The organism is Methanoregula sp., assembly GCF_028712425.1.
Lineage (GTDB): Archaea > Halobacteriota > Methanomicrobia > Methanomicrobiales > Methanospirillaceae > Methanoregula.
On the sequence record NZ_JAQTQD010000035.1, the window covers coordinates 1 to 12,751 of the forward strand.

9 protein-coding genes and 1 pseudogene are annotated in these 12,751 nt (G+C 53.5%); 5 read left to right on the forward strand and 5 right to left on the reverse strand.

What is annotated here, in order from left to right; genetic code table 11:
* Nucleotides 1–101 precede the first annotated feature (101 nt).
* On the forward strand, nucleotides 102–473 hold the full coding sequence (locus PHF39_RS12985; RefSeq protein WP_300224779.1) for an ArsR family transcriptional regulator: 372 nt from the start codon (nucleotides 102–104) through the stop codon (nucleotides 471–473).
* Between the two features lie 718 nt (nucleotides 474–1,191).
* On the opposite strand, the gene PHF39_RS12990 is transcribed toward PHF39_RS12985, so the two are convergent.
* Together PHF39_RS12990 and PHF39_RS12995 are read right to left on the reverse strand one after the other, a co-directional pair.
* Nucleotides 1,192–2,052, reverse strand: coding sequence for a PAS domain-containing protein (locus PHF39_RS12990; RefSeq protein ID WP_300224794.1), 861 nt, complete (start codon nucleotides 2,050–2,052; stop codon nucleotides 1,192–1,194).
* 120 nt (nucleotides 2,053–2,172) lie between these two features.
* Nucleotides 2,173–2,429 (reverse strand): annotated as a pseudogene (locus tag PHF39_RS12995) (response regulator); the annotation flags it as partial.
* A 407-nt stretch (nucleotides 2,430–2,836) separates the two neighbouring features.
* Between PHF39_RS12995 and PHF39_RS13000 the strand changes: the two are divergent.
* The 3 genes from PHF39_RS13000 (at nucleotide 2,837) to PHF39_RS13010 (ending at nucleotide 5,985) form a co-directional block, all read left to right on the forward strand.
* The gene (locus PHF39_RS13000; protein WP_300224781.1) at nucleotides 2,837–3,253 is read left to right on the forward strand and encodes a MarR family transcriptional regulator; all 417 of its coding nucleotides are present in this window, start codon (nucleotides 2,837–2,839) and stop codon (nucleotides 3,251–3,253) included.
* 10 nt (nucleotides 3,254–3,263) lie between these two features.
* Entirely contained in the window at nucleotides 3,264–5,222 is a 1,959-nt protein-coding gene (locus PHF39_RS13005; protein WP_300224783.1) for a cation-translocating P-type ATPase, read from the forward strand.
* 274 nt (nucleotides 5,223–5,496) lie between these two features.
* Complete coding sequence (locus tag PHF39_RS13010; protein WP_300224785.1) at nucleotides 5,497–5,985, forward strand: hypothetical protein; 489 nt, start codon at nucleotides 5,497–5,499, stop codon at nucleotides 5,983–5,985.
* 540 nt (nucleotides 5,986–6,525) lie between these two features.
* On the opposite strand, the gene PHF39_RS13015 is transcribed toward PHF39_RS13010, so the two are convergent.
* Nucleotides 6,526–7,302: a helix-turn-helix domain-containing protein gene (locus tag PHF39_RS13015; RefSeq protein WP_300224787.1), complete on the reverse strand. Its 777-nt coding sequence runs from the start codon at nucleotides 7,300–7,302 to the stop codon at nucleotides 6,526–6,528.
* Nucleotides 7,303–7,362: 60 nt separating this feature from the next.
* Between PHF39_RS13015 and PHF39_RS13020 the strand changes: the two genes are divergently transcribed.
* Complete coding sequence (locus tag PHF39_RS13020) at nucleotides 7,363–9,225, forward strand: MFS transporter (protein WP_300224788.1); 1,863 nt, start codon at nucleotides 7,363–7,365, stop codon at nucleotides 9,223–9,225.
* 196 nt (nucleotides 9,226–9,421) lie between these two features.
* On the opposite strand, the gene PHF39_RS13025 is transcribed toward PHF39_RS13020, so the two are convergent.
* Both PHF39_RS13025 and PHF39_RS13030 read right to left on the reverse strand, forming a co-directional pair.
* A complete protein-coding gene (locus PHF39_RS13025; RefSeq protein WP_300224790.1) occupies nucleotides 9,422–9,592 on the reverse strand; it encodes a hypothetical protein in 171 nt (56 codons plus the stop codon).
* A gap of 748 nt (nucleotides 9,593–10,340) precedes the next feature.
* Nucleotides 10,341–12,751 (reverse strand): MEMAR_RS02690 family S-layer glycoprotein (locus PHF39_RS13030; protein ID WP_300224792.1); only part of this gene is annotated, 2,411 nt, incomplete at its 5' end.

The following is a 12,751-nucleotide window of genomic DNA, read 5'->3' on the forward strand; positions in this document are numbered from 1 at the left end:
TACTTCTCCGCCCTGAATCCAGTGCTCGTCCGGCCCCTCAACCAAAATGGTTTTAATGGTATAATAATAACATGATGAATCAATCCAAAAGGAAATGAATCATGATCGAAAAAACAATCCACCTGTTCACGGACAAGGAAGAGGAATTCATCAACCTCCTTGTCAGGATCGGAACAAAGCAGACCATCGCAAAGACGCTCGCGCTTTTTGCAAGACTGAAGAAGGCCACAAGCTATGACATCGAACACGGGGCAGACCTCCGCCAGCCTGAGGTGAGTGTTGCGGTGAAGTACCTTGAAGGGAAAGGATGGATCGGGTGTAAGGAGACCCTTTCATCCAACAAGGGGCGCCCGATAAAGATCTGGACCCTTAACGTTCCTGTCCGGAACATTCTGGACACCATCAGCAGGGAGAAGCAGGACGAGCTGATGGCGCGGCTGGAGATGATCCGGAAGGTCAGGAATTTTGTGTGACAGCCTGATCAGACCGGACATCTTCGGTCGCATATTTTCAGGAATCCCCTTGTACCTGCATTCCCGGAGGAAAAATTTGCGTATCACCCGGTCGCATGAAGAGGAAAAGGAGTTTATGGAGATCTTCTTTTCCTGAAGGGGTATTCCCTTCACCGGTGCGGCAAACCGGCACCGGACTATTCGGTTCCGGTGTGCGATCCTATCGGTTTTCGGCACCCATTGATCATGACCTAACAGGAGAGTTGTTTATGGCAGACGCGTCCAGCCACAGGGAATGCGATCTGCATTAGGAGAAACACCATGGATATACTCGCAAACGAGGCCTTCGGATCGATCAGTTCGATCCGGAGCCTGCAGTCCGCTGCGTCCACAAGTCGCACTGCATTGGGCAGCACCGGACTGTACGAATCACGCATCACTGCAAAGAATCGAGGCGGAGGTGAGCCGGGAAATCCCCTGCCCTGCCAGTGAACACTGTCACGCACTAATCTCACTTCGTGCACACCGGACCACACACCGGAAGTCTGCACACCTTTCGACACACACGATAACCAAAACATACTCTTTATCATCTCTTTTCCTGCTTTGTACAGGCAGCGTATCGTAAGGCAGCCCTCCCTTTTACCCTGAATACCGTTTCACAAGGTATGAAATACGGTAACCGTATGGTATCATACCCGGTGGGGAAAGGAGATCAGGAAAACGGGAATAAAAAAATTCACGGGACTGGTGGCGATGTCAATACTTTGTGGCGTGAGGCACCCTCCTCTATGGCCGCACAGGATGCAACCGGGAACGTGAGGAAATCGTGGAGCTCCACAAAGACGCCGCGGATAGTTCCGGCAGTATCCCGGTAGGGAGTGCCAAAGAAGAGGACCTGGATCCTGTTCCCTTTATCATCGCAGACCGCAAGGGGGATCTCCCGTACGCATCTTCCCTCCAGTACCTGGCGGTGTCCTGCCAGGGCCTGCTCCGCTTCAGAGAAAAGGTCAAAGAACGATGTTCCAGCCAGGGCTTTTCGGGAAAAGCCGGAAAGCTTCTCCATGGCTGCGTTGCAGTCCGTGATCCTTCCTGTCTCGTCTGTTGTCACCAGCGGGTCGATGTGCGCCTCGATCAGGCAGCGGCTGTACTCACCAGCCTGCCGCAACTTTTCCTCCGCTTGTTTCTTTGCCGTCACATCGCGGATGGATGCGATTGCGCCAATGGTCTTATTCTGCTCACCAAGCAGGGGGCTTACCTTTACCCAGGCCGTGTACTGTTTCCCGTCAGGCCCGACGATATTTTTCTCCACGGTGAAGAAGTCGTCGGTGCAGGTGATGATCTGGTAGTCGTCCTCGATGACCAGGGTCGGGTCCCGTATGAGGTCGATTAAGATCGGTCGCCGCTTCCCGTACAGGATTTCGGAATAAGCATAGTCGCCCTTTCCTATTATATCACGGGCAGGGATGCCGCTTAACTTCTCCATCGCTGTGTTCCAGCCGATGACATGACCCTTCTCATCGATGACAAATGTCGGGTCGGGCAGGTGGTTGAAGATGTTGGTGTAGAGTTTTCGCGTCTGGTTGAGTTTCTGTTCCATCGCCTTCTTCGCGATACAGGTAGTGATCTTCTGAACGATCTCGTAATACGTGGACCGTGCATCCCCACCCTTCTGGATATAGTGATCGGCACCGAGCTCGTAAGCCTGGATGGCCACCTCCTCGCGGCCTTTTCCGGTGAAGATAATGAACGGCGTGGTGTTGCCGTCCTTTCGCAGGGCAGCAAGAAAAGCCAGGCCGTTCATCTCCGCATATCATAATCCGATACAATAGCATCATAGCGCGTCGTCTTCAGGGCATCCAGTGCTTTCTTTGCATCCGGAAGTCCCGTGACGAGAAAACCGCCTATCTTCTCAAGCGACAATTTTGTCACTTCAAGCAGAAGGGGTTCGTCATCCACAAGGAGTATGTGAGACATCGCTAGCTGTCTGTATGGTAGGCTGGCATCAATGCCAGCCTAACAGCATTTGGAAAATAATGAGTTTCCTACGTTATGGCGGGGTCGGGGGTACAAACAGTGTCCCCGGCCGTTGCCGTCATGTCAGGATATCACGTTCCTGAGGATTGCCGCAATGCTCCTCGGCCTCGGGCTTAGGATCCTGGCGGTGCAGGAGTTGTTTTTTAGTGCCGTAACCGGCTTAACGCTGCAGGAGAGAGGGCGGGTGGTGGTAAGGCCGGATGCCGGTGGTTTACCGTGAAGTACCTTTTCCCCTTTCCCGATTCCATAACCTGCGCGAACCGGAATCCGGATGATAAAGATTTATTAAGATCTTCAAACAATAGTAAATTCAGATATTTTGAATATCAAAATTTATGATGATCAAAATGGATGGAACTGAAGAACTGAATGAAAACCTGGTCGAGTTTTTCGACCGGTTCACCGCGTGGGAGAACTCCGTGATCCAGCAGAGTTCGCTGACCCTTGCGGGAGCCCATGCGATAGAGAAGCTGGGCCAAGATGGCAGCATGAGTATGAAAGATCTCGCAAAAGCGCTGGGGGTGACCACCGGGACTATCACGGTGACCGTTGACAGGCTCGAAAAGGGCGGGTATGCCCTGCGTGACCGATCCGAGAGCGACAGGAGATCGTACATCATCAACCTCACCGAAAAGGGGGAAAAAGCATTCTCGGATCACCACTGCCATCACATGAACCTGGCAGATGAAATCGCTTCGGCCCTCACTGAGGACGAGGTTAAGGATCTCGTGAGGATACTCGGGAAGATCAACCAAACAATATAAGGATTAAACCATGGGCGAACCAGAGAAGTGTGATCCGCGTAGTGGATGCTGTAGAGAAAACTGCTGTGCCTGCGATACCCGCCGGTCCAGGCAGGAATCTCCTGACAAAGAAAGCAATGCCGGGGAATATGTCCTCCTTGCAGCGGCCGGAATTTTACTTGCAGGCGCAATATGCGGCGAATACCTCGGTCTTCCAGCAATAGTGGTGAATATCCTTGCACTCCTCTCGGCACTCTGTACCGGGGTCCCGATCATTACCAGTTCCATAAAGGGATTGCTCGGGGGAAAGCAGAGTGTCTGCGAACTTGCAGGAATTGCAATAATAGCAGCGATGCTTATCGGGGAGTATACAACCGCAGCAGAGGTGGGGTTTATTCTCTCCATCGGGGAAATCGCCGAAGAGTATGCATACCGGAAATCGAGAAGAGAGATCGAAAAGATTGCGGCGATGCACCCGGACCACGGCTTGGTGGAGAAAGACGGTACCCTTACCGAAGTTCCGGTTGACGAACTCGAAATCGGCGATATTGTCCTTGTCCGGCCCGGTGATATCGTCCCCTCGGATGGCATAGTAATCAGCGGGTCTACATCAGCAGACGAATCGTGCCTGACGGGCGAGAGCGTCCCGGTAGAAAAAGGGGCGGGAGATCCGGTCTATTCCGGTTCGATCAATATCAACGGTGCAGTCCGCATCAGGGTCCAGAAGAAGAACAGCGATTCGACATATTCGAGGATCATAGGGTTTGTACGGGAAGCAGAAAGCCGGCGGCCGCCGACATATCCGTTCATCGATAAATTAGCCTCGGTCTATACCCCGCTGACACTTGCGGTAACCGCACTTGTATGGATATACACCGGAAGCGTCGAGCGGGCGATTACCATCCTGATCGTTGCGTGCCCGTGCGCCCTTCTCCTCTCAACCCCATCGGCCGTGATCTCTGCAATCGGTACGGGTGCACGGCGCGGGATTCTTATCAAGAGCGGATCGTACCTGGAGGAGGCGGGAAAGATCGATACGGTCCTGTTCGATAAGACCGGGACGCTGACCTCCGGTACGATGAGGGTAAAATCCCTTATGACCTTCGGGAATCACGATGCGGGGTCGGTGACGGCTCTTGCCGCTGCGGCAGAGTACGGTTCGGAGCACCCGGTGGCACGGGCGATACAAAAATATGCAGAAGAGACCGGGGCCGGAGGCCGGGGGTGCATAAAGACCAACACCAGGCCGGGTCTCGGGATAGAGGCAAACTCCGAATCAGGTACCGTACGTGTGGGAAATGCCCGGTTTTTGGCAGAATCGGGAGTTACAATCCCCAATGGGATACAAGAGGAAGCAGAACTCCTTTCCCTGGGGGGAACAAGCCCGGTATTTGTCTCGCTGAATGAGGAGGTGATCGGGATCTTCTCGCTGGAGGATTCTGTACGGGAGGAATCGGAGTGTGTGATCGCTGGCCTGAAAAAAACCGGTATCTCCTCCATCTCCCTGGTTTCCGGGGATAAAAGAGAAGTTGCCGAACGGGTGGCTGATGCCTGCGGTATCGACCGGGAGAATATCCGTCCGGGTGTGGCACCGGGAGAGAAAAAAGCGGTTGTGGAAACGTTCCAGTCAAAGGGAGACACGGTCTGCTTTGTTGGGGACGGAATAAACGACGCTCCCGCACTTGCTCAGGCAAATGTCGGTGTAGCAATGGGTTCGCGGGAGAATACCGTTGCCATCGAGACCTCCCATGTTGTCCTGCTCAGGGACGATCTCCGGCCATTGCTGGGCTTTTTGAAGCTGGGCAGGATAACCGCCCGGACAATACGGGCAAACGTTGCATTTGCACTGTCATTCACGTTCCTGCTCATGGTGCTGGCCTTCTTCGGGTTTGTCAGTCCGGCGGGAGGGGCGATTGGCCACCAGGTTGCGGTCCTCGCAGTCCTCGCGAATTCGGCGCTGGTCCCGGTCCGGCTTGAAACGAGCGGTTGATCTGCGGGGTACAGGAAATTTTTTTATAAACAACAAAAAAATTCCGGCGGGGAACCGGGAAAAATTGCAACCGGGTTCCGCATATGTTCGGGTTACGTTTGTTTTCCGAACTTTTTTCGGCCCTGATTCACGAGGGCCAAATTCCGGATTTGTTCTGCAAAGAACCGTTTCATGACCGGGCAGGCTTCCGGAAAAAAATCTCTTTTACCGGAAAAACAGTGGCCAAAAAAGCCGCGGGAAGAAGCAGGATATCGTACACGTGAAGGAGGTTTTTGTGAAAGAAACTGGTAAACAAGGGATAGCATGGCTCCTTGAAATTGCGGGAAGTTACCGCATCCTCATCGTGGTTGCCTGTATCCTTTCCGCAGTCAGCGCCGTCCTTTCCCTGGTACCGTTTGTCTGCATCTGGTTTGTGATCCGGGACGTCTTTTGGGCATGGCCCGACCTCTCTGCCGCTTCCGGGATAACCCAGTACGGGTGGCTGGCGGTCGGTTTTGCCGTGCTCAGTGTCGGTCTTTATTTTATCGCACTGATGTGCTCGCACCTTGCAGCGTTCCGTGTCGAGAAGAACATGAGAAAGGTGGCAATGCACAAAATTGTTACCCTGCTCTCGAACCTCCGGGGAATACTCCTGTGCATGGATGGGCCGGTTTCTGTCTATAGCCGGGCAACATGGAAGGGTCACGGGACCTGGCCCATCCGCCCCCCGGACCACATGGCGAGCGCGGAGAACTGCGGGGCACTGGGGAGGGAATGCTCATAACCGAAGAACCGGGGACCTCGCTCATTGCATACATCCCCGGTGATCATGTACCTGCACATGACTCGCATCTGCCCGGAGTTTTTCTACAGCAAGAACCTTCAATCCTTGTCCGGATATCTCGTATAGTTTGTATTCATCCTGTACCGTATCATCATTGTACCTCTCGTAACGGTATGCGTACAGGTGCCGGCTTCTCATCCGCCGGCCCCCACAGCAGGAGGAACGTGCCCGTCCGTTGCTCGTGTATCTTTTTGTCATGGATACCAATTGACCGTTAGGTTAACGTAAGAGTCTCCCGAACGATTGTCTGTGCTGCAATGATTTCCATAACAATTCCCCGGCCCGGTTCGGGAATCTGAAAAAGAGGCCGGGGGATGCCTATTCACTTTGGAGATCTTATCTTTCCGGAGTATTTCTCAGCTACAGGTCTTCCGCAGGGCCTGCCTTCGAACACTCCGTGAAGTATACCGGATGACGGAAACATAAACTCATTGAAGTTGTTATTTTGATTGCTCCCGGGCCCGGGGTCTGCACCGCGCGCTACCCGTGCTGCATCGGCCCGATCTCCGGCTCAGCAATACCGATAAGTTTCCTCATCATAAAACAGAGCGTAGACATCCGGATAACCGTTGCATTCATCTTTCCTTCGCGGTACCCGATGGATATCGCAAGCGTTCTGTCAATGAGAAGAAAACACTCGCCGGCAATCGTATCATAATGCATAACTGCGCCGCCATGGTGCATCTCCTCGAGAAGCGCAAGAAGGTCCCTGCCCATGGTCCGGACCTGCAGGCCAAGACCGGCAAACACTGATTTATTCTCTGCAAGAATGAAGAGACTGATCCCTCGTGCTGCGGTTTTCAGGGCCGGCACAAACGGTCGGATGTGGCGGGGGTCGCCTGCCAAAATGATGACCTCCTGGTGTGCATTTCGCAAGGCAGCCTTCACTATAATCTGGATCCCGCGTTCACTGGAGATCGTCCAGAATGGGGCGGCGGGGGCCGATGCACGGGAACGCTGCTCCCGGAGTTGCCGGATTAACTCATTGACAGCATCGCAGTAATCGTCCTTTATTGCGGTGAAAATTTCAGCAGGGTCCGGCGCACAATAGATCGCAGGCGATCCCTCCTGTACGTTCACGAAGCCCCTGCTTGCAAGATTGTTGAGTACCGTATAGACACGGCCCTGCGGTACCCCGGCACTCTCCCCAATCTCACGTGCCGTGCTCTTGCCGAGGCGGACAAGGGCAAGGTACGTCCTTGCCTCGTATTTCGTAAAGCCCTGCTTTTTCAGCGCCTCAACGATATCCTGCACCATTACAACTCATCTGGGTTGTAACTGGTTGAATACCTTGTGCCGGAAAAGGTATCTTCCAGCATGAATCCGGCAGAACACCCGGGCACAAAAACCGTGCCCCACAAAAAAACGATTACGATTGTGATCCTCCTTGCGATGTTCATGGCGGTGCTGGACTGCATGATCGTCTCGATTGCCCTCCCGACAATCACGGCATTTTACAATGCCGACATCGCCGTCTCGCAATGGACCATGACCGGGTATCTCGTCACTATGACCGCAGCGATGCTTATCTTTGCCCGCTTGTCCGAAAAATACGGGAAGAACCGGCTCTTCCTTGCCGGGATGGCCCTCTTTACGGCCAGTTCGCTTGGCTGTGCGCTTGCCCCAATCCTTCCGGTGTTGATCGCCCTGCGGTGTGTCCAGGGACTGGGCGCTGCCATGTCGGTATCCGTCCTGATGGCAATCCTCTTCGACATCCACCGGTTTGAAGAGCACGGAAAGGCGATGGGCATTCTCGGGGCAACAGTCGCACTTGCCAGTGTGAGCGGACCTGTTCTTGGGGGATTTCTGGTCGAATTCACCGGGTGGCAGTCGATTTTTTTTATCAATATCCCCGTGGGGATGCTCCTGCTTGTTCTTGGGGTCTTCTCAATGGACCTGACAGCGCCGCAGTGCAACGAACTATTTGTCATGGACATATCAGGGGCGGGAAGTCTGGTTATCGCGGTTGTTTCCTTCATGCTGGCAGTCGGGTTCGCTGCCGGGGGAACTCTCTCGTTCCCGGTCATTGCCTGCGCGGGGGTTTGCCTTGGTGCGCTCGCGGTATTTATCCGGACCGAACAACGCCACAAACACCCCCTCCTGGACCTCGGAATTGTTACCCATGGATCTTTTATCATACCACTCCTGGGAATGTGTTTCCTTTTTACCGCTGTTGTCATCCTTTATGTATCGGTCCCACTCTTCTTTGAAGGGGTCATGGCATACACCCCCTCACAGGTCGGGATCCTGTTCCTCCTTGTTGCCGCCATCCTGACAATTGGTTCGCCCCTTGTCGGTAGGGCGTATGACCGTACAACCTGGAAACACTACACTCCTGCCGGCCTCCTGATCGCAGTGGGGGGATTTTTCCTCTTTGCAGCCACCTGTTCTTTTCGGGATCCGGTTGTCCTGGCTGTTGCCCTCATAATCACCGCAATTGGTTTTGCCTTTGCCCAGAGCCCGGTCAACACCGAGATCATGCGGGGACTTCCGGCAAAGAAATCGGCAGTCGCATCCGGGCTCAACAGTGCGGGGCGGCACTTTGCGATGGCGCTCGGGGCGTCGCTTGCTGCGCTCATCTATGCCCTTTACCTTCATGGAGCGGATTATTACGGCGTTGTGACCAAAGCCGGGCCGGACCTGATTACGGGTGCCACAATGATTGCCTTCACGACAGCGGGTGTTTTTTGTGCTGTCGGCGTTATCCTGTATTTATTCAAAGAGAGAAAACCGGGAATTCGCAGGTATGGCGGAATCATCGAATTCGTTATACTCATTGTCACACCGCTCCTACTCCACACCATAGTTCCGGTAATGATCATCATCGCTCCGCCATTCACGTATGCCGGACTTGGAATACTGTCCGCAGGATTTGCCCTCATGATCTGGTCGGCAAGGGAATTCCGTAAGACAGGAACCGGGTTTCGCCTTCAGGACGGGCGATCGATTCTGGTGTCAACCGGCCCGTTTCGGTTCAGCCGCAATCCGATGTACCTGGGTATATTAATCTGGCTTTTCGGGTATGCGGTAATCCTCGGTTCGCTCGGCGTGTTTATCCTTCCGGCCCTTTTCTTCGTGCTGGCACATTCCATCCTTATCCCTATCGAAGAAAAGAGGATGGAACAGCTATTTCGGGAGCAGTACATTGGATACCAAAAACAGGTTGGGCGGTGGCTGTGAGGCCTAATAATGGATCCTTCTTCCGGTCTCGTAAAACGCGTGACACCAGGTTTACCATAAACCGGAACTCCTGGCAGGAAAGCAGGATGTGGAGTGAACCGGGTTGCCCCGGGATTTCCTGCTCTGGCCGGAACGCTGTGTTCATTATCCGGGAAGCGGTTTGGCGGTTTCTCCGGCCATGAAAACGCCACCTCATTCAAGCGGGGTTGATTTCCCCTTTATCAGCCTCGTCCATCAGATGATGGAGATGCTCGTCGAGGTTCTTTAAGTGCGATGTAAGTTCTTCAAGATCCCGGCCGACATGTTCGATATCGGCATGGACATGTTTGAGTTCCTCGGTTATGTGGCTGATGAGTTCGTTGTTCATTTTGTCTTCTCCCTTCTTTTGTGTGCGCGATCCTGCGTACCGTAATGGTTCGATCGACGCAGGATCCACTCTCTTGTTTGGGAGTAATCAGCATGAACCAAAATCTGTTCGGAAAATTCATTAAAGAAGATCACTCGGTTCATCACGGTCGCTGTAACATAGGCCGTAAGCATATTCAATAGTGCAATAATGGTTGCTGAGGGGGGAGACTGCGTGGCAGGTCACACTGTACCCGCCAAGTCTGAATCCCGAAGAGTCGAACCGGACGGTGTCCTGCCAGGGCCGTTGTCACCCCTGGCGCTGCCATGAGCCGGATGATTGGGAAAAATCCCTGATTTTCCCATGTCACCAGAGTGCAGCACAGATTTTCCTGATGCCGTGCCCGGTAGCGTTGTGGCATAGGGATATTTCCCGATCCGGCATACCTACGGATTTTCAATCCCAGCTGAATTGGTTGTTTCCGGAAAACAGAGTGCCACTTTTTGCAATACCTTGCTGGCCAGGTCCGGAGAGATGTCAACCGGAGGTCAAAATGGACCCCGTTGACAACATCTCATGATGTACCTGATATCCCTCGATATTCCGGCACTCTCCGACCCCACCGGGCTGGGTGCAGCCAATAAACTCCGGTTCCCGTAATTCCCTCCTGGTCGATTGTGGGAGGTTGTGTCGGACAAATACCCCGTTCCCTAAAAAAATGACATGCCGGAGAAAACAGTTCCGGAATATCTTCAACAGGCCTTTCTGCTCATTTCCTGTTGGCGACCACAAACGCAACTACACCAAGACCGATGAGTACAATGAGTGTACCAAAGCCGGGTGACCTGGTCGGGGCTGCGGTTGGTACTGCTGGTGCAACGGGGGTCTGAACTGCGGTCTGATCAGGTGTCTGGACTGCGGTTGCTGCGGTGGTCGGGGCCATGGTCCTGACGGTGGTCTCGAGCACATTGAACAGTGCTGTCCCGGTTGCTGACTGGAGGACAGCTTCCTCGGTCACGATGTACTCGTCTGGCCTGAATGTTGATGAATCAACATCGAACGAGATCGTGTTGTGGCCACTGTCACCCTTGGCAACCGTAACGGTTCCTGAAGCACCACTGAACTCACCGCTCTGGCTCTTCATGGTCGGCTTGAATGATGATGAGTAGACCTGGACGAGGATTTCATCGTCAACGGCAAGGTTGGTCTTTGCCGTGATGGTGAACTTGTCGCCAACGTGCTTGTCACCAATCGTTTCAATGGAAATATCCGGCTCCTCGACAAGGAACTGGAGCTTGGTATAGGTATCGTCGATGTTGGCATCGTTGATGCCTTCTGCAAGGGCCTCTGCTGCATCGGAACCCTGCAGGCTTCCGGCGCCAGTCAGTTTAAAGATATTCATAGGATCGGTGGAACCCTGTGCCTGGAGCTGCCGGTTGAAGACGTATCCGTTATCTGCATCATAATCGATATCGAACGCCTTGTTCTGCATCGGGTGCTGGACTACGACAAAGTACTGGCCGCTCGTGAGATCCCGGGTCGTATCCGTCGCGATCTCGTACTCGAACGAGGAATCTGTATTTACTGAAGCGCTGTTTTGTGTAGCATAATTCTTACCAAGAATCCAGACGTAGACAGAGCCCGGGTCGCCTTCTGCGGAACCAGTGATGAAAATGCTGTCGCCCTTCGCAACGGCGGACTGCGATGCGGTTGCAGAGACGAACGGCTTCTTGATGATGATAGATACCGTGCCGTATGCTGCGTTTGCAAGGTTATCCTTGTCGCGGGCCTGGCTTACTGCATAGATGGTGTAGGTACCTGCGTCAAGTGCATAGTTGGCGGTTCCCCACTTCCAGGACCAGGTGTTGTCACCATTGACGTCAACTGCCTTGAAGGTGCTTGGTTCGCCATCTTTAACCTTCTTATCCCTGGGATCCGGGTCTTGGATCTGTGAACCAACGGATTCGAGGTTGGGTCCGATAATGAACAGGTAGGTCTTGTAGGCCTCGGTGTTGGTACCGGAGAACTTGATCTCTTCGCCAAGGAAGTAGGACTGGTCGCCTGCTGCTACGATAGTGACTGCGCCCTTCTCGACGTTGATGTCAACTTCGTCGCTCTTGTACATTGTGCCGAACTGGTTCTCAACCCGCATGGTATATTTCTGCGCTTTTGTCCAGTTCGTGGTCAGGAACTCAACGACAGCAATCCCGTCAGTGTCAGTCAGTACTGAACAATAGTACCGCGTCCCGTTCGAGCTGAACGCACCGGCACCGGAATCATCTGAAACGTCTTCTTTGATAGTTGTTCCCCCTCCGTTCTCGAACTGGTAGGCACCTATGGTGTAGGGGCCGGGTGTCGAATCCATCTCAACGCCATCCTGGTTTTCTACAATCATCGGTGGCTGGTTGTCATACGAACCATCGAGCGTACTGGTGCCCTTGACCCAGACATAATAGGATTCGGAGGGTCGGCCGGTGACCGTAACAGAGAATGACTTGGAACGGACAACGGCCTCTTTGTTGGCTTCGATTTTGACCGTGTCGGAGACCAGGGTAACGGTTGCCGTAGCGGATACCGTCTTACCGGTGTAGTCGGCTCCAGCGTTCTTGTAGTTGTCCTTCATCTTGTTGAGTACGGACTCTGCCCATATCGTGTAGGTCCCCACCGGGTAAGTATACTGGTTGTTGAAGTCGGTTGCATCAGTTTTCCAGCAGAAATTATCTCCGTCATTATAGTTGTACGGCCAGTACCACGGCTGGGTGTCGATGAACTGCCGGTCAAGCGGGATTGTTCCGGTACTATTGGCAAGCCGGGTCATAGTGGCACCGGACTCGTCCTTAACCTTGATTGTGATATACCCATCGATGAAATTACCGTAAGCCGTTTCTGCGTTGCTGACATTCCCGCGTTTGCCATCAGCCGGGTTGAAAACCATGTTGGTCTTGATCGAGAAACCAAGCTGCTGGCCCTGAGTAACGGACTTGCCGGTCACATCGCTATCCTGCTGGAAGTCCCAGACGGCAATTTCAAGCCGGGGGTCTGCTACAGAGAAAACGACAATTGGCTTGCCATCAGTCCCCACCAAGGGAGTTGACTTATCCGAGCCGAGCAGGTACCAGTTTTCGGTGTATCCGACAAATGACAGCTGGTCGACAGTGAATGCCTTATAACTGGGCTCCA